At 54.4% G+C, this 15,062-nt stretch carries 20 protein-coding genes; 14 read left to right on the forward strand and 6 right to left on the reverse strand.

Features of this window, described 5'->3' with window-relative positions:
* Nucleotides 1-352: 352 nt before the first annotated feature.
* Together ACQY36_RS06630 and ACQY36_RS06635 are read right to left on the reverse strand one after the other, a co-directional pair.
* On the reverse strand, nucleotides 353-883 hold the full coding sequence (locus ACQY36_RS06630; RefSeq protein WP_428078461.1) for an OmpA family protein: 531 nt from the start codon (nucleotides 881-883) through the stop codon (nucleotides 353-355).
* A 356-nt stretch (nucleotides 884-1,239) separates the two neighbouring features.
* Nucleotides 1,240-2,208 (reverse strand): hypothetical protein, encoded by a 969-nt coding sequence (locus ACQY36_RS06635; RefSeq protein WP_428071591.1) that lies wholly within the window; start codon nucleotides 2,206-2,208, stop codon nucleotides 1,240-1,242.
* Between the two features lie 130 nt (nucleotides 2,209-2,338).
* Here ACQY36_RS06635 and ACQY36_RS06640 point away from each other — a divergent pair, with 130 nt between their 5' ends.
* The 3 genes from ACQY36_RS06640 (at nucleotide 2,339) to dut (ending at nucleotide 4,075) form a co-directional block, all read left to right on the forward strand.
* The gene (locus ACQY36_RS06640) at nucleotides 2,339-2,503 is read left to right on the forward strand and encodes a hypothetical protein (protein ID WP_428055791.1); all 165 of its coding nucleotides are present in this window, start codon (nucleotides 2,339-2,341) and stop codon (nucleotides 2,501-2,503) included.
* Nucleotides 2,504-2,603: 100 nt separating this feature from the next.
* Complete coding sequence (locus ACQY36_RS06645; RefSeq protein ID WP_428078463.1) at nucleotides 2,604-3,641, forward strand: hypothetical protein; 1,038 nt, start codon at nucleotides 2,604-2,606, stop codon at nucleotides 3,639-3,641.
* 2 nt (nucleotides 3,642-3,643) lie between these two features.
* A complete protein-coding gene (gene dut, locus ACQY36_RS06650) occupies nucleotides 3,644-4,075 on the forward strand; it encodes a dUTP diphosphatase (RefSeq protein ID WP_428055787.1) in 432 nt (143 codons plus the stop codon).
* A gap of 68 nt (nucleotides 4,076-4,143) precedes the next feature.
* Here the strand turns inward: dut and ACQY36_RS06655 are convergent, their stop codons facing one another.
* On the reverse strand, nucleotides 4,144-4,599 hold the full coding sequence (locus ACQY36_RS06655; protein ID WP_428055785.1) for a type IV pilin protein: 456 nt from the start codon (nucleotides 4,597-4,599) through the stop codon (nucleotides 4,144-4,146).
* 119 nt (nucleotides 4,600-4,718) lie between these two features.
* Here ACQY36_RS06655 and kdsA point away from each other — a divergent pair, with 119 nt between their 5' ends.
* The 7 genes from kdsA to epsC are packed head-to-tail and all read left to right on the forward strand — an operon-like array spanning nucleotide 4,719 to nucleotide 9,738.
* Nucleotides 4,719-5,546 carry a 3-deoxy-8-phosphooctulonate synthase gene (kdsA, locus tag ACQY36_RS06660; protein ID WP_428055783.1) on the forward strand — a complete coding sequence of 276 codons (828 nt, stop codon included), beginning with the start codon at nucleotides 4,719-4,721 and terminating at the stop codon, nucleotides 5,544-5,546.
* A complete protein-coding gene (locus ACQY36_RS06665; protein WP_428055781.1) occupies nucleotides 5,546-5,728 on the forward strand; it encodes a hypothetical protein in 183 nt (60 codons plus the stop codon). The genes kdsA and ACQY36_RS06665 overlap by 1 nt, the downstream gene beginning before the upstream one ends.
* A gap of 4 nt (nucleotides 5,729-5,732) precedes the next feature.
* Nucleotides 5,733-6,734, forward strand: a complete 1,002-nt coding sequence (locus ACQY36_RS06670; protein WP_428055779.1) for a KpsF/GutQ family sugar-phosphate isomerase — start codon at nucleotides 5,733-5,735, stop codon at nucleotides 6,732-6,734.
* Nucleotides 6,731-7,270 (forward strand): LPS export ABC transporter periplasmic protein LptC, encoded by a 540-nt coding sequence (gene lptC / locus ACQY36_RS06675; protein ID WP_428071587.1) that lies wholly within the window; start codon nucleotides 6,731-6,733, stop codon nucleotides 7,268-7,270. The genes ACQY36_RS06670 and lptC (ACQY36_RS06675) overlap by 4 nt, the downstream gene beginning before the upstream one ends.
* On the forward strand, nucleotides 7,267-8,169 hold the full coding sequence (gene lptC / locus ACQY36_RS06680; RefSeq protein WP_428078465.1) for an LPS export ABC transporter periplasmic protein LptC: 903 nt from the start codon (nucleotides 7,267-7,269) through the stop codon (nucleotides 8,167-8,169). Before lptC (ACQY36_RS06675) ends, lptC (ACQY36_RS06680) begins: the two co-directional genes overlap by 4 nt.
* Before the next feature lie 11 nt (nucleotides 8,170-8,180).
* Nucleotides 8,181-8,900 carry an LPS export ABC transporter ATP-binding protein gene (lptB, locus tag ACQY36_RS06685; protein ID WP_428055773.1) on the forward strand — a complete coding sequence of 240 codons (720 nt, stop codon included), beginning with the start codon at nucleotides 8,181-8,183 and terminating at the stop codon, nucleotides 8,898-8,900.
* Between the two features lie 7 nt (nucleotides 8,901-8,907).
* On the forward strand, nucleotides 8,908-9,738 hold the full coding sequence (gene epsC / locus ACQY36_RS06690; RefSeq protein WP_428055771.1) for a serine O-acetyltransferase EpsC: 831 nt from the start codon (nucleotides 8,908-8,910) through the stop codon (nucleotides 9,736-9,738).
* 50 nt (nucleotides 9,739-9,788) lie between these two features.
* Here the strand turns inward: epsC and ACQY36_RS06695 are convergent, their stop codons facing one another.
* Both ACQY36_RS06695 and ACQY36_RS06700 read right to left on the reverse strand, forming a co-directional pair.
* Nucleotides 9,789-10,976 carry a hypothetical protein gene (locus ACQY36_RS06695; RefSeq protein WP_428078467.1) on the reverse strand — a complete coding sequence of 396 codons (1,188 nt, stop codon included), beginning with the start codon at nucleotides 10,974-10,976 and terminating at the stop codon, nucleotides 9,789-9,791.
* Between the two features lie 228 nt (nucleotides 10,977-11,204).
* Nucleotides 11,205-11,954, reverse strand: a complete 750-nt coding sequence (locus ACQY36_RS06700; RefSeq protein ID WP_428078469.1) for a magnesium transporter MgtE N-terminal domain-containing protein — start codon at nucleotides 11,952-11,954, stop codon at nucleotides 11,205-11,207.
* Between the two features lie 89 nt (nucleotides 11,955-12,043).
* Here ACQY36_RS06700 and ACQY36_RS06705 point away from each other — a divergent pair, with 89 nt between their 5' ends.
* From ACQY36_RS06705 to ACQY36_RS06720, 4 genes are read left to right on the forward strand one after another with little or no spacing between them, the layout of a single operon-like run.
* Nucleotides 12,044-13,228, forward strand: a complete 1,185-nt coding sequence (locus ACQY36_RS06705; RefSeq protein WP_428078471.1) for an AlbA family DNA-binding domain-containing protein — start codon at nucleotides 12,044-12,046, stop codon at nucleotides 13,226-13,228.
* On the forward strand, nucleotides 13,228-13,554 hold the full coding sequence (locus ACQY36_RS06710) for a stress response translation initiation inhibitor YciH (RefSeq protein ID WP_428078473.1): 327 nt from the start codon (nucleotides 13,228-13,230) through the stop codon (nucleotides 13,552-13,554). The genes ACQY36_RS06705 and ACQY36_RS06710 overlap by 1 nt, the downstream gene beginning before the upstream one ends.
* Nucleotides 13,551-13,703: a hypothetical protein gene (locus ACQY36_RS06715; protein WP_428078475.1), complete on the forward strand. Its 153-nt coding sequence runs from the start codon at nucleotides 13,551-13,553 to the stop codon at nucleotides 13,701-13,703. The genes ACQY36_RS06710 and ACQY36_RS06715 overlap by 4 nt, the downstream gene beginning before the upstream one ends.
* Nucleotide 13,704: 1 nt before the next feature.
* The gene (locus ACQY36_RS06720) at nucleotides 13,705-14,172 is read left to right on the forward strand and encodes a type IV pilin protein (protein ID WP_428078477.1); all 468 of its coding nucleotides are present in this window, start codon (nucleotides 13,705-13,707) and stop codon (nucleotides 14,170-14,172) included.
* 69 nt (nucleotides 14,173-14,241) lie between these two features.
* Here the strand turns inward: ACQY36_RS06720 and ACQY36_RS06725 are convergent.
* Nucleotides 14,242-15,062: hypothetical protein (locus ACQY36_RS06725; RefSeq protein WP_428078479.1), on the reverse strand; the 821-nt coding region annotated here is incomplete at its 5' end.

The raw sequence follows: 15,062 nt of genomic DNA on the forward strand, positions 1-15,062 counted from the left end.
TTTTATATCTTTCTTCTTTTATTTCTAAAAGAAGCAAAAAATTATACTTCCTTTTCTTTGATAGAATTCCAAAACTATTTCCTACTTTTTGTGCCGACAAAAAGTAGGCAAAAAACTCGCAGGTCGGGCCCTATAAAACGCACTCGCGGCGGATGTTTTTACAACTCGCTTCGCTCAAACAAGTAAAAACATTCTTCCGCCTTGAGGCGTTTTATAGACAGGGCTAAGACCTGCATAAAACAACAAAACGGACACACCCATCCAGGCGGCCCGCAGGGACCGGACACAGTGCAAAAATCCATACAAAAACCCCCGGCTCGTAAGAACCGGGGGCTGTAAAATCAGCTATACCTTAATAAACGGAATTCCAGGGACGCTTGGTGAACGAAAATTCCACGCGGCGGTTGGTGCGGCGGCCGTCGCTGGAATTATCCAGCGTAAGCGGGCGGTCTTTGCCGTGGGAATGAATACGGATGCGTTCCGCATTTACGCCGCGGCTGACTAAATACGCCTTCATCGCGGCCGCGCGCGACGCGCCCAGCCAATAGTTGTATTCCTTGGAACCCAGCACGTCCGTATGGCCTTCCACAATCAAGTGCAGGGACGGATACTGATTCATCACATTAGCCACTTTGTCCAGGAACGGATAGGCGTAATCCGGCGGGCGGATGGAGTCAAATTCATACGTAATGGCCGGGAGTTTGAGGGTTTTGGCCATGCGGGTTTCGCTCTGGTTATACAGTTTTTCGTTCTTCCTGGCCTGCTCCTCAATCACCGGGTCCTGCTTGGGCGGACGCGGAATATCTTCTTCCTGCTTCTGGGCGGATGAACAGGCAAACAGAACGGTGGAAAAAACAAACAGCAAAACGGTTCTTAATTTCATAGAATTCCTCCTGTCAAGATTATAGCAAAACCTTGCCGGGAACAGTCAAGATTTTACGTTATCCCGTTTATCCACATACTGTGGATAACCTGTGGATAATTCCCCCTTTACTCTACATCAGGCCGCGCGAAAGCGCTTTTTCGGAATTTTTCTTACCGCGTTGCCAACACAACCTGTGGATAACCCCGGTTTTTTGTGGATAACTTGCCTTTTGTATAGGGGAATAACTGAAATTTTCTTCTTTTTCCCGACGGAGAAAGTGATTTTCCTCTCCTTTCCCCGTTTTTTTAAAATTTTTTAAAAAACTGTTGACAAGTATAATTTTTTTTGCATAAAAAGCCCTTTTTAGAGCATTTTTATTGTTTTTTAAGCTTTATTTTTGTACGGAATGCGGTTTTGTCCACACCCCCGCGGATTTGCACCGTTCCGGCTTCCGCACCGGGCAGTACGGATAATGCGCCGCGGGACGCGTCCCAATCCAAATAAGGCGGGCTTACGCGCAGGGAAACCGGCACGTACGCAAACTTCCGTCCGTTCTTTAAAACCGCGGTTACGGTAAGCAAGGCCGTTTCGTCCGAATCCAGCGAAAGAGAAGAAACATCCGTCTTGGCGCTCAGGCGGCGAAGCGCCGCCTTGTCCGCCGGGGCAAAGAAATAATCCAGCGGCAGGGCGTTAAACCAGCCCGCCGCGCGGCCCGCATACGCCAGCGCAAAGCCCGTACCATACGAAAGCCCGGCGGCTTCCAGCGTTTGCTGCGCCAGCGCCAGCTCGCTCTGCGTACCGGCCACAAATACGCGCGCCGGCCCGGCCGGCAGCTGAATGTTTTTTACCGCGTCCCCCGCGCCTGCCAGCGACAAGCCGCCGAATAAATTGGGCTTGGCAAACAGTTCCGCCGCCACAATCGCCGCGCTTTTGCCGCGCGCGGCGATGACGCGGTTTTCCGGGCGGGTGAGCGTCAGGTAATTGGTGTCAATATACGGCATAAGTTCGCGCGAAATAAATTCCGCGATGCGGTTGTCTTTTTTATAGTCGGCTTCTTCAAAATTAATCCCCACGACGAGCGCTTTGTATTTTTCCAAAAACGCCTGCGCCTCCTGCGCCTGTTTGGGGCCCGCGCCCAGCAGATACACCACGGGATAATACTTGGAAAGCGGTACGGATTTTTCGGGCAGGAAAACGGTCATCGTATATTTATTGCCCAGCACGGCGGAAGGGAAGTGGACGAAGGTTTCCCGTCCGGGATTGATAATCATCCGCTCATCTTCCTGGGCGGAGCATAAAGAGGCGATAAAAACGCACGCCAGCGCAAGATAAATTTTTTTCATGCGGGTATTTTATCATATCCCGCACGGCCCGGGCCAGGTCCTATTTTCCGCGTGGGTCTAAAGACCCTTGCAGATTGCCCTTCAAACAGTTAAAGTATGATAAAGAAACCGATTTATCAGGAGTTGTCTTATGAAAAACCAAACCAATCTGCGCTTTCTGCTGGCGCTGGGAAACACGAAGATCGTCGTGCTAAAAGACCAGGAAGAACTGCACGTCTACGCCAACAGCGCGGACAGACGCCAAAAACACGCCGTGGCCGCCGAACGGCTGACGGAAGCCCTTTCCGTACGCTAACCCCCTTTTTCCGTTTAAAAAGCCTCCGCCATTCCCCGGCGGGGCTTTTTCATATTGCGCGGCTTATAATGGTATAATTTAAATAAGAGGATTTTATACCATGCACAAACTGACTTTTTTACTCACCGCCGCCCTGTTTGCGGCGCTTAACGTTTCGGCGCAGACTTCACTTAAAAACGCGCTGCCCCTTTTACAAAAAAATAACCGTTCCGCTTCGGAAAACCAACGCGTGCTGGACCTGTTCCGCACCGCCAAAGACCCGGACACCGTCTTTGCCGCCGGCGCCAGCCTGGTTAAAACGCCGCCCGCCAAAGCGCAGGAACCGGCGTTGTTTAACCTGATTTTAAGAAGCGAAGACCCGCTGAAACAAACTTTTTCCGCCGTCATCGTAACCGCCATGGGCTCCGCGCACGAAGAACTGATACCCGTGCTGGAAGGCGCCCTGCAAAGCAAAGACGCCGTGCTCCGCTCCTACGCCGCCGGCGCATACGGCATTGTCAACCCGCAGAACAAAGCGTATGTGCAGGAAGTCGTACACCTTTATATTTTTGACCCGGCTTTCGCCGCGCGCTCCATGAACCTGCTGGCCGAAGAGCCCAAACACCTGCTCAAATACCTCAAGCAGGCCGCCGCGTCGTCCGACGACCAAACGCGCGCCGCCGCCGCTTCGTGGCTGGGCACGCTGCACAGCGAAGCCGCCGCCAAACAGCTTTTAAAAATGGCTAAGACGGAACAAGACGCCAACACCCAGGCGCAGATTGCCACTGGGCTCGCCCAAAACCGTCAATACACGCTGGAAGCCGTAGCCAAAGAACTCCGCCGCGATTACACCACCCCGTCCGCTTCCACCTATGCGCTGGCGCTTGGATTTATGACGGGCAACGCCATTGACGTCATCCGCCAGGGCCTGCTAAGCACCAACCAGAACGAACGCATCAACGCCGCCCGCGCGGCCGCTTATATGGCGGGCGTACTATCCAACCCGGACGCTTTTAACTACACCTCGGACCGTACGTTTGACATCGGTCTGTTAAAAAGCCTCATCCCCCAGCTGAACCTGCTGGCCAAAACGGGGAACGACTCCGTAAAAGTCTATGCGTCCAACGCGTTAAGACAGATTGAGAAATTAATGATTTAAGTATGAACCAACCCGTTATGAAAGTAAAAAAATTAGACCCGCGCGCCCGCCTGCCTTTGCGCGCGCATCCGACGGACTCCGGCGCGGATTTGTTTGCGCTGGAACGCACGGTTCTCCCCGCGCGCGGCGTGGTAAAAGTGCGCACGGGCGTAGCCGTGGAACTGCCGGAAAACACGTCCGGCATTATCTGGGGCAAAAGCTCCGTAGAAAGCCGGGGCATTAAAGCCATGGCCGGCCTGGTGGACGCGCCGTACCGCGGCGAACTGCTGGTATGCATGTACAATTTAAACGATACGGAATTTGTGTTTGAAGCGGGGCAGAAAGTGGCGCAGCTGGTCGTACTGCCCACGCTGTATCCGTCTTTTGAAGAAGCCGAAGAACTTTCGGACACGTCGCGCGGCAGCGGCGGGTTCGGCAGCACGGGCGCGCATTAATTTTTAAACGCCGCAAAAAAATCCCGGGCTTGTAAAAACGCCCGGGATTTTTTATGCGCGAAAACCTGTTATTCCATCTCGTATCCGCTGCCGGTAAAAGACTTGCAGAGAGAGGTGGCCGTATCGCCCGTAGGCTTGCAGGTGCGCGCGTCCCCGCGGCTGCTTAAATTATTATAAAAAGTCAGCACGTATTTTTCCGAACCGCCCAGGCTGCGCGTAACTTCCAGCCGGTCCCCTTTGGATAAATCATACGTAAAGGCTTTCGTCTTGTACTGGTTGGCCGCGGCGTTCCACTCCCCGCCCGAAAGCTGTATGTCCAGCGAGGCGCGGGTGTTGGGATACTCGTTCGGCCGCTCGTTAATGGCGCGGTTCATCGCGTCCAGCACCGCTTTGCCGTTTACGAACGCTTCCGAAGCGCGGCTTTTTTCCGCCGCCGTTTCATACTGCGGCAGCGCAATAGCCGATAAAATGCCGATAATCAGCACCACTACCAACAGCTCAATAAGGGTAAAACCATTCTTCATAACATCCTCCTTAACGGGGAACCCCCCGGCTAATAGTATAAAACACCCGGCGCGAAAATACAAGTTTTTTCCGGCTTTTTGACTATAGAAACGCAGGCAAAATTTGCTATGATATGTATATGCAGAAAATCATCAAAATAGGCAATTACAAAATTTCCAATAACCTGCCCCTGGCGTTTATGGCGGGCACGTGCGTCATTGAAAGCGAAAAACATTATCTTGACACGGCCAAAAAACTCAAGGCCCTGATAGCCAAAACCAAACACCCTTTTATTTTAAAAGCTTCTTTTGACAAAGCCAACCGCACTTCCGTGGACGCGTACCGCGGGCCGGGCCTGTCCAGGGGGCTGGACATTCTGGCCAAAGCCAAGGCGCTTACGGGGCTGCCGCTCGTGGTGGACGTGCACGAACCCTGGCAGGCCGAAGAAGTGGCCCAGGTGGCCGATATTTTGCAGATTCCGGCGTTTCTGTGCCGCCAGACGGACCTGGTGCTCGCCTGTGCGGACACGGGGCGCGCGGTTAACGTCAAAAAAGGCCAGTTCTTATCCCCGGCCGCGATGGAACAGGTAATCAAAAAAATTGAATCCCGCGGCAACCGCAACATCCTGCTGACCGAGCGCGGCGCCAGCTTCGGCTACGGCGATTTAATCGTGGATATGCGCTCGCTGGAAATTATGAAACAGTTTGGATACCCGGTGATTTTTGACGCCACGCACTCCGTGCAAAAGCCCGGCGCGCTGGGCGCGGCCACCGGCGGAAACCGCAAGCTGGCCCCGGTGCTCGCCAAAGCGGCGACGGCCCTGGGAATCGCCGGCGTGTTTTTTGAAGCGCACCCGGACCCGGACCACGCGCTTTCCGACGGCCCGAATTCGCTGGATTTAACACTGGCCGCCAAGATGACGCGCGAACTGTGCGCCATTGACCAGGTGGTCAAGAAATTTAAATAATGACTACTCACTCCGCCTGGAAGCCTGCGCTTGTGTGGCACGCCAAAGTATTTGGCGCGCTGCTGGCTGCGTGCACGGCGGCGTATTTTGCGCTTGCGTACGCAACGGACAAACTGCCCGCTCCGTATCAAAAGCACCGTCCCGCGCCCGAAGCGGCCCCGTGGACCCATCCGGCCAGGTAAACGTATGACGACAAAAAAATATTCCCCAACCGTTGTTAAAAATATGGCGCGCCACGTGCTGGAAGTTGAACACAAGGCGCTGGAACTGAGCAAAAAAAGCATTGATAAAAATTTCCTGCAGGCGGTGGACGTAATTGCCAAAAGCAAAGGCCGCGTCGTGGTGCTGGGCATCGGCAAGAGCGGCATTATCGGCCGCAAAATTTCGGCCACGCTCGCGTCCACGGGCACGCCGTCCTTCTTTGTGCACCCGGTGGAAGCCCTGCACGGGGACCTGGGAATGATTACCCCCGGGGACGTGATTCTCGCCATCTCTTTTTCCGGCCAGACGGAAGAAATCAATAAAATACTCCCGTCGCTGGAGCGGCGCAAACTCACCATCATCTCCATGACCGGGCACGACAAATCCAAGCTGGCCCTGATGTCGGACATACACATCACCATCCACATTGAACGCGAAGCCTGCCCGTACAACCTCGCTCCCACCGCCTCCACCACCGCCACGCTGGCGGTTGGCGATGCGCTGGCGCTGTGCCTGATGAAAGTGAAACATTTTGAAAAGCGCGACTTTGCCGTCTTCCACCCGGGCGGATCCCTGGGCAAACTGCTTACCCAGCAGGTAAAAGACGTGATGCGCAAGGGCAAAAATAATCCCGTCGTGCGCGAGAACGCCTCCGTGCAGGACGCGCTGTTTGTAATGACCCGGACGGGCGCCGCCGGAGCCACCAGCATCGTGGACAAAAAAGGCCGCCTGCTCGGCTATTTTACGGACGGGGACCTGCGCCGCATTCTGCAGACGGGCGCGGACGTGTTAAACAAAAACATCACCGAAGTGATGACAAAAAACCCCTATCATATTTTGGACACGGTGCCGGCCATTGAAGCCGCCAAAATGATTCACGCCACGCACGTGGACAACCTGCCCGTATTGGACCGGACGGGAAAAGTGGTGGGCATTATTGACGAAAAAGACTTGATTGAATTTTTGGCGCTTTTGGATAAAAAATGAAAAAACTGACGCTTTTGCTGACGGGGCTTGTGTGGCTGGGCGCATGCGGCGGCAGCGGGGACTTTTCCCCCGCCGAAGACGCCGGCATGCAGCTGGCCAGCCAGGTGTCTATTTTTGAATCCAAAGACAGCCACAAAAAATGGCTCCTGCGCGCCGACGCGGTGGACTTTGCCGACCTCAAAAGCGCCACGTTAAAAAATCCGGACCTGCTGCTTAAAGAAAACGGAGAGGACAGCGCGGGCGTTACGGGCAAAACCGGTATTTTTGACTATACGGCCAAACTGGTTACCATTGAGGGCGACGCGAAAATCCAGTCGTTTACCGAGAATCTGGTCATTGAAGCCGAACGCTTTTTTTACGACGTGGATAAAGACCGCATCTGGTCCGACGGCAAAACCGTCATCACCCGCGGCGGCGCGAAAGTAACGGCGCGCGGCGGCGTGGAAACGGATTCCAAGCTCGTCAAAATTGAAATTAAAAAACAAACCACCCGCCTCCCGGCGGACGCGCGGGAACTGCAAAAAAACACGTTATGAGAAAATTTGTTCTTTTCCTCCTGGCCGCCCTGCCGGCCGCTTTCCTGTTAAGCGGCTGCAAAACCGTGCGCGCGGAAGGACCCGCCCTTAAAATCCCTCCGGCCAAGCCGCACCTGGAGCAGGCCAAACATTCGCTTAAAAACAAAAAAGACGCGGCGGCCGCGCTGCCCCCCGTATTGGGCGGGCTGGTGTCCAGCGACAGCTGGGTCATCTATAAAGACAAACAGCAGGAAGAATTTAAAGGCAACGTTTCTTACGACAACGGCGTATACGCTTTCCGCTCGGACTACGCCCTCTCCGAACGCGCCCAAAGCCGCTTTTCCGCAAGCGGAAACGTTTACTTAAAACAAGCCGAACCCAACGGCCCCGTCTATCAGGCGTATGCCGACCGCGCCCGCTACAATTACAAAACGCAAAAAGGCGAGTTGCGCGCCGACAAAGGCAAAAAAATCCGCCTGATTTACACCGACGGAAAACAGGAGCCCGTTACGGCCTATGCCCGCAAAGCGTCGTTTAACCTGGCCGATGAAATTTTTGTACTGGAAGGAGACGTGCGCGTGGAACGCCCCACGCCCGAAGGTTTGCAGACGCTCACGGCCCAGAAAGCCACGCTGCAGCAGGCGAAAAATCACCTGGTGCTGGAAGGCGGCGCGGCGCTGGCCGACCCGCAGCGCACGCTGCAGGCCCAAACCATCGTCTACGACGGCAACACCAACCAGTCCTACGCCTACGGCGCGCGCCCGCTGTTAAGCGGCCAAAGCGAACAGGGCACATTTGCTATAATAGCGGATAAGGTACAGTCCGACAACGAAGGCCGCCAGGTAGTCCTGGACGGAAAAGTGCAGGGGTGGGTGGTGTCCCCCCGGCTCAACGATTCGGCCATAAACGACAAATTTTAGGGGTTTTATATATGCAGCTACGCAGTGAACAAATCGTCAAAGTATACAAGGACCGCATGGTCGTAAAAGGGGTGGACATTAACGTCAAATCCGGCGAAATCGTCGGGCTTCTGGGCCCCAACGGCGCGGGCAAAACCACTTCTTTCTATATGATGGTGGGCTTTATCAGCCCCACCAAAGGCCGCGTATTTATTGACGGGGCGGACGTTACCGCCCTGCCGATGTTTGAGCGCGCCCGCCACGGCCTGGGATATCTGGCGCAGGAACCCACCATTTTTAAGGGCCTGACGGTAGAAGAAAACCTGCTGGCCGTGCTGGAACGCATTTTGGACGACAAGCAGGAACAGAAACGCCGCGTGGACGCCTTGCTCACCGAGTTTGGCCTTACCAAACTGGCCAAACAAAAAGCCTGGACGCTTTCCGGCGGCGAAAAACGCCGTATGGAAATTGCGCGCTGTATGATCAGCAACCCGAAAATTATCCTGCTGGACGAACCTTTCGTGGGGATTGACCCCATCACCGTATCCGACCTGCGCCATATGATTTTTAAACTCAAAGACAAGGGCATCGGCGTGCTGATTACCGACCATAACGTGCGCGAAACCCTGCCGCTGACCGAACGCGCCTACCTGATTTACGACGGGAAAATCCTGGTGGAAGGGGATCAAAACACCCTGCTTAACGACGCCAACGCCCGCCGCCTGTACCTGGGCGAAGATTTCAAAATGTGAGGCATCCGTGAGCGACCTTTTTGCACAAACCGCCAAAGAGCTGAAAAGCACCTTTGACAAAAATTTCTACCAAAAAGCCAAATTTATCCCCTCCGCCAAAAAGACGGTGGAAATTTTCTGCGCGTTAAAAGATTTCCTATACCAATATCCGCTGGAATGCGCGCAGGACGGCGGCTGCCCCGCCCCGCTGGAAGAGCTGGGCGCACAGCTGGAAAAGCAAATAAAAAATTCTTTGTGTTTTTTATGCAAAGAAAAAGCCGACTGCTCCGCCTGCGAAGTAAAAGCCAGGCAAATCACCGCCGACTTTATCCGCGCCCTGCCGGACATTCAGCGCCTGGTAATCAGCGACGTAAACGCCGCCTACGAGGGCGACCCGGCGGCTATGAGCCCCGTGGAGCCGCTTTTGTGCTATCCGGGCGTAACCGCCGTTACGCTGCAGCGCATGGCGCACTTTCTGCACGCGCGGGGCGTACGCCTGATTCCGCGCATCGTTACCGAATACGCCCACAGCCTGACCGGGATTGACATCCACCCCGGCGCGGCCATCGGGCCCGGGTTTTTTATTGACCACGGGACCGGCGTCGTCATCGGCGAGACGTGCGTCATCGGCGCCAACGTCAAGCTCTACCAGGGCGTTACCCTGGGCGCCAAAAGCTTTCCGTTAGACGAACACGGCAACCCCGTCAAAGGCATTAAGCGCCATCCCAACATTGAGGACGACGTCATCATCTACGCCGAAACCACCGTGCTGGGAGACGTAACCATCGGCAAAGGAAGCGTCGTGGGCGCCAACAAATGGATTACGTGGGACGTGCCCCCCGGCAGCAAGGTAAACTGATTTAACACAAAAAACCCCGGGCAAGCCCGGGGTTTTTTATTTGTATCGTTTTATAAAACGGCTCTGCATCCTAAAATCTGCCCCGTGCCGCCCAGCTTGGGTTCGTAGATGTAATCGGTTTGAGAGGTCAACACCCATGCAGTGGAGCCGTCGAGCTTACAGACCCCGGACATGCTCAGGTCAAAGGTTGGCATACAGGCCGCTTCCCCCGGGAGCGTTCCGCACGGACACATACATTGCTGTTGAATCAACTCATTGCCGCAGCCCGTGATATTGGCCGCCGTTTTTAAACAGACAAAAGAACAGTCTTTTACGGCCGGGTCACAGTTATTCTGGCATAACTGTGCATCCGTATACCCGGAGGGGCAGTCAGTTACGCTATACTGATTGGTATAAGACGTGTCGGATTTTTTGACATAGCCGGCAAACGCCACCCGCGGCTTATCCCACTGGCACATATTGCAGGTTTGGTTTTGCCAGTTGCTCGTCTGGGTAATGTTATCGGCATAATAATAATGGGCATTCTTTTCTTTATCGCCAGACTTATGGTTGCTGCCGCAATAATTGACATAAGAAAGCCGGCCGCATACTTTTGCCGCCTGGACGGTTTTTACATAAGGTTCGTGTTCATAGCTTTCCGGCTCTACCGGAGTGGCGCTTTTGCTTTTAAGCAAGTAAGAAGTATAAGAATCACTCCCGGTGGCGCTTCCGTCCGATTTATAATCTTTCGTATAAATATTGCTCCATTCCATTTCATCTCCGCCGCCCGTCGCCCCGCTGGTTTGCACCTGCGAGGGAATCGTCAAGCCGGCGGTTTTCGCGCCTTTTACCTTTAAAGCCGAGGCGTACAGCACGCCTTCCACTTTGCTCTTGGCCGAAGAGGCACCCGACACCGTGGCCGCATTCGCCAGCAGACGCCCGCCCGTTACTTCGCTGTTGTTATTGACGCTAAGCGTGCCCGAAATGCGGTACTCCGGCGTGTTACCGCCCAAGGTGGTGCCGTTTTTCAAAGACAGCGTTTGCAGATACGTATCCGCCCCTTGCAACGTAACCGTTCCCGCGGACGCGCGGGAGTTGCAAAAGTTCACCAGCGGCACCGAGCTAAGGGACGAAGGGTCTGCCGTTTCCAGCTGGGCAAACGTCCCCAGCGGAGAAGACAAAGTGGTAACAAATTTCATTTCTTCGGCGTTTAAAACGCATGCGCCGAGCAATAATACAAAGACTGCAATTTTCTTCATACTCATACTCCTTCGCGTAATATATTTAGATTTTAGCACAGAACATTCCGCAAATACCACCCTATATTTTTAAACCGCCGGCCTGCCGGGCCCCCGGCATACCGGATACTATATTATATAGGATAATAAAAAATAACATAAATACAAGTATTAACAGATACCGCTTGACGGCATATACAGCCGCCCCGAAGAAACCCGGGGCGGAGAAACGGCGGTTTAAATCAGTCATTAATCGGCCAGACGCTTCCAAAACGGCTTTTTGTCCGGCTGGGAGGGCAGCGCTTCCCGAGCCAAAACGCCCAGCAGAACGCCCTTTTCGTTTACAACGGGCAGAACGTCCGTCTCCGCTTTTACAAACGCTTCCCGCGCCTTTTCCGCCCCGTCCTGCGGGTTCAGCGGCTGCGCCGGGCTCATCACCGAACCGCAGACCGACTGCGGGGTATAAAACGCCAGTTCCGCCGTGCGGATAACGCCTCTGAGTTCGCCGTCTTTACCCGTTACAAAGCACGCGGCGGGCAGTTTCCGGCGCGGCAGGCTTTTTAAACGCTCCACCAGCGCGGATAATTTGGATTCCGTGCGCACGGCCACAAAATCGGTATTCATCAGCCGCCCCGCGCTGTCCGGCGGGTAGGCCGAAGCTTCCGCCAGCAGTTTTACAAAAGCGGGCTCCAACGCGGCGGAAATACGTTCGCGGTACGGTACGGAAAATTCTTTCATCAGCCGCGCGGCCTGCGGCACTTCCAGCCGGGCCAGCACGTAAGACGCCTGGCGCAAAGGCAGGCGGCGCAGCACGGCGGCGGCCTTAGGCGGATTCATCGGGTTCAGACACGCCACAATCGTCTGCGCTTTAAGAGGCCCGATTAACAAAAGAATTTCGTGCGTAGCCAGGCTTTCCAGCGCGCGTGCGGCGGCGGCGGGATCGGCGGCGGCGAATTTTTCGGTAATCACGCCGGCCAGCGCGTGAATGGGAGAATTCATAATAACATCCTTGAAAGTTTCCGTTTAACGTACAATAATTTTATTATAATAAATTAAAACGCCCGCAGGCGAACTAACGAGGTAACGCCATGCTTTTTGACAAACCCATACACGATTTGACGTTTCACGACGTAGCAGCGTTCTGCCGCCGCCAGCTGCCCGAAGGCAAACAGCTGGACTATAAGTATATGCTGCCCAAAAACCACGAAAAATTCGCCAAAACCATCGCCTCGTTCGCCAATGCGATGGGCGGCACCATTATCGTGGGCGTGCAGGACGACAAGAACGACAAGCCGCGCCCGCCGTTTCTCGGCATTCCGTACCACGAAAAAGTCCGCAATTCCATTGAAGACATCATCCAGGTGTATATTGACCCTATCGTCTTTGTGGACATCAACATCTGCGTAAATGACCGCGGGGACCGGATGTTCATCGTCATCAACATTCCGCAAAGCAATTTAACGCCGCACCTGGTGGGCAAATCCAAACGCGCCTATATCCGCACCGGGCAGAGCAGCCGCCCGGAAGCCATCGTCCACCCGGAAAAACTGCCGTGGCTGTTAGACCACCGCAAAAAATCCGAACGGCTGCGCCATATTCTCTACGACAAAGCCGAAAGCCATTTTGACAATTACCTCAAAACCATGAACGTATCCGCCGACGGCGAAACGGTGTGCGCCATGTCCGTTATGCCGCTCTACCCCGAAGAACCGCTGACGGACTACAAACACCTGCCGGAATTGATTAAGGCCTCCTCCGCCTGCGCGCCCTACGGCGTAATGGCGGACCCGGAGTTCCCCCTCCAGCCCGTGCAGGACGGCGCGGCTGTGATTTCCAACAAACGCGGGTTTTACCGGATGACGGAATTTAACTCCTACGGGCTGGTGATGAACAAGCAAATCGTGTCGCAGGAAGAAATCGTCAACGGGCACACGGCCAAAACCATCCGCATTGAGCGGCTGGCGCAGAACCTGACGCTGTTTCTGCTCTCGGCGCGCAAGTTTTTAAACCGCCTGTCTTTCGGCGGCCCGCTGTATTTCCGTTTTAAAATGAACAACACCCGCGCCCTGCGCGCCCTGCTGGGCGCGAAGCAGGCCACCGTGCTGGAAGACTACCTGCGGCTGGACCGGAGCCTCGCCCTGTGCGACCTGCAGGCGCGCCTGCCGGAAATGCTGGAAGACATTTTGCACGAAGCCGCCTGGTCTTTAGGCGTGCAGACCGACTCGCAGGAAATGAAAACCCTGCTGAAAAGCTATCTGGACGAGGCGCACTGATGAGCGAAATTTTCTTCTCCACCGACCCGGACTTCTGCCCGCACTGCAAGCACATTCCCTGCGTATGCAACCGCCTGGGCGCACCCAAAAAGCAGACGGAACCGGTGCGCGTACGCTTTTTAAGAAACGCCAAAGGCAGCGGAATGACGGTGGTGGAGCGGCTGCCTCTTCATCCGCAGGGAAAAGAAGATTTGCTTAAAAAAATGAAAAAGTCCCTCGGCTGCGGCGGCACCGTCAAAGAAGGCCGGCTGGAAATACAGGGCGATAAAAAAGCCCCGGCCGCGCAAATGCTGGAAAAAGAAGGCTACAAGGTGCGCATATTATGAAAACACCGCCCGTTTTATATTTAATTATTGCGCTTGCGTGTGCGGCGGGACTGCTGTGGACGTTTCAGGTGCGGCCGTCTAAAGAATGGCCTATTTTACTTTTACTTGCGGTGCTGGGCGGATGGCTGGCGCCGGGGCCGAAAAAATAAGATGACGACAAAAAACGGATTTACGATGCTGGAGCTGTTGGTGACGGTGCTGATTATCGGCATCCTGGCGGCGATTGCGCTGCCGTATTATTTTAACGCCGTAGAAAACGCGCGCATGACCGAAGCGGTTATGCTGTGGGGCCGGCAGAAAAACTTTGTAACCGGGAAAAATATGACGCAGGAACAGGCCGACCGCGTGACGGAACGCCTGCAAAAGGCCAATCTTAAAAATTATACGGCGGCCGTTTTCTGCCGCGCGAAAGACAACCCGGACGAACCCTGCTGGGAAGCCGTATTCACGCAGACAAACCCCAATCCGCACGCCAAATATAAACTGACGACGACAGGCAACTTTTTACGCCTGGCGTGCATGGGCTTAAACGAGGCCGGCAAAGAATTTTGCGAAGGCCAGGCGGGCGGCGAGCCGCCCGTTGCGCTGGACGGCGGACAGGCCTATTTAATACGCTGATTTTGGATTGGAAAACAGTAAACACCCCCGGCCTGCGCATCCGCCGGGGGTGTTCTCATTAACCGAAGTTTAATAAGATTTAAGCAAATAACTGTCTTTAAATTCCGTTTTATTTCCGACACACTCAACTTTGGAACTTTCTTTATATTTCACTTTCACGGTGCGGCATTCGGTTTTAATGGCTATCCAGTAGCACAAAACACCGCCGCCGGTTAAATAACCGCTGTACCAGCTTAAAAAGCGCGTCCAGTCGCCGGAGCGGTAAGAAGAGGAAATCATCCCGCCGCTGTCCACGCATTTGGCGGACTGGGTCCAGTCATCCGTTAAATCGCCGCTTCCGGGGTCGCTGGAAAGCAAATTTTTGGTGTAATCAAAAAAACTGGTGGACTCGTATTTAGTACCGCCGTAACCGGTATAATAACATTTGTCGCCCAGGCTATGCTGGTAACAGCCCCACTCGCGGTCGGCATCCTCGCCGTCATCGGTAACGCGGTCCGGGTCAAAATAATCCGGGCTGACCAAGGGATATGTTACTTCCGTAAAATAGTTGGAGCCGGACAGCGTCCCCCCCACCAGCCGGCAGTCCGTACACGAAGAAACATTACTGCCGGACGGTTTAAATTCTTCCAGCGCGTTATCGTCGCAGCTTTCGTTATACCACAAGTCGGCTTTCCAGTCGCCATATTCAATGGAATCTATTTCCCCCGTACTTCCGGAAGCGACTTCAGCGTACGTGCACGGATATTCGTTGCTCCAATGCATATCCTGCCCCGACGCACCCTGCGCATTACCCGCCGTCTGCACCTGCCCCGGAATGGTTAAACTGGCGGTTTTTGCGCCTTTTACTTTTAAGCTGGCCGCATATAACGTGTCTTCCACTTTGCTTTTAG

The sequence above is a fragment of the Candidatus Avelusimicrobium alvi genome, assembly GCF_958451995.1.
GTDB lineage: Bacteria > Elusimicrobiota > Elusimicrobia > Elusimicrobiales > Elusimicrobiaceae > Avelusimicrobium > Avelusimicrobium alvi.

What these genes read in the sequence shown, in the direction of transcription:
- ACQY36_RS06630 (WP_428078461.1), bottom strand. Translation starts at nt 883, where the DNA reads ATGAAATTAAGAACCGTTTTGCTGTTTGTTTTTTCCACCGTTCTGTTT.
- ACQY36_RS06635 (WP_428071591.1), bottom strand. Translation starts at nt 2,208, where the DNA reads ATGAAAAAAATTTATCTTGCGCTGGCGTGCGTTTTTATCGCCTCTTTA.
- ACQY36_RS06640 (WP_428055791.1), top strand. Translation starts at nt 2,339, where the DNA reads ATGAAAAACCAAACCAATCTGCGCTTTCTGCTGGCGCTGGGAAACACG.
- ACQY36_RS06645 (WP_428078463.1), top strand. Translation starts at nt 2,604, where the DNA reads ATGCACAAACTGACTTTTTTACTCACCGCCGCCCTGTTTGCGGCGCTT.
- dut (WP_428055787.1), top strand. Translation starts at nt 3,644, where the DNA reads ATGAACCAACCCGTTATGAAAGTAAAAAAATTAGACCCGCGCGCCCGC.
- ACQY36_RS06655 (WP_428055785.1), bottom strand. Translation starts at nt 4,599, where the DNA reads ATGAAGAATGGTTTTACCCTTATTGAGCTGTTGGTAGTGGTGCTGATT.
- kdsA (WP_428055783.1), top strand. Translation starts at nt 4,719, where the DNA reads ATGCAGAAAATCATCAAAATAGGCAATTACAAAATTTCCAATAACCTG.
- ACQY36_RS06665 (WP_428055781.1), top strand. Translation starts at nt 5,546, where the DNA reads ATGACTACTCACTCCGCCTGGAAGCCTGCGCTTGTGTGGCACGCCAAA.
- ACQY36_RS06670 (WP_428055779.1), top strand. Translation starts at nt 5,733, where the DNA reads ATGACGACAAAAAAATATTCCCCAACCGTTGTTAAAAATATGGCGCGC.
- lptC (WP_428071587.1), top strand. Translation starts at nt 6,731, where the DNA reads ATGAAAAAACTGACGCTTTTGCTGACGGGGCTTGTGTGGCTGGGCGCA.
- lptC (WP_428078465.1), top strand. Translation starts at nt 7,267, where the DNA reads ATGAGAAAATTTGTTCTTTTCCTCCTGGCCGCCCTGCCGGCCGCTTTC.
- lptB (WP_428055773.1), top strand. Translation starts at nt 8,181, where the DNA reads ATGCAGCTACGCAGTGAACAAATCGTCAAAGTATACAAGGACCGCATG.
- ACQY36_RS06695 (WP_428078467.1), bottom strand. Translation starts at nt 10,976, where the DNA reads ATGAAGAAAATTGCAGTCTTTGTATTATTGCTCGGCGCATGCGTTTTA.
- ACQY36_RS06700 (WP_428078469.1), bottom strand. Translation starts at nt 11,954, where the DNA reads ATGAATTCTCCCATTCACGCGCTGGCCGGCGTGATTACCGAAAAATTC.
- ACQY36_RS06705 (WP_428078471.1), top strand. Translation starts at nt 12,044, where the DNA reads ATGCTTTTTGACAAACCCATACACGATTTGACGTTTCACGACGTAGCA.
- ACQY36_RS06710 (WP_428078473.1), top strand. Translation starts at nt 13,228, where the DNA reads ATGAGCGAAATTTTCTTCTCCACCGACCCGGACTTCTGCCCGCACTGC.
- ACQY36_RS06715 (WP_428078475.1), top strand. Translation starts at nt 13,551, where the DNA reads ATGAAAACACCGCCCGTTTTATATTTAATTATTGCGCTTGCGTGTGCG.
- ACQY36_RS06720 (WP_428078477.1), top strand. Translation starts at nt 13,705, where the DNA reads ATGACGACAAAAAACGGATTTACGATGCTGGAGCTGTTGGTGACGGTG.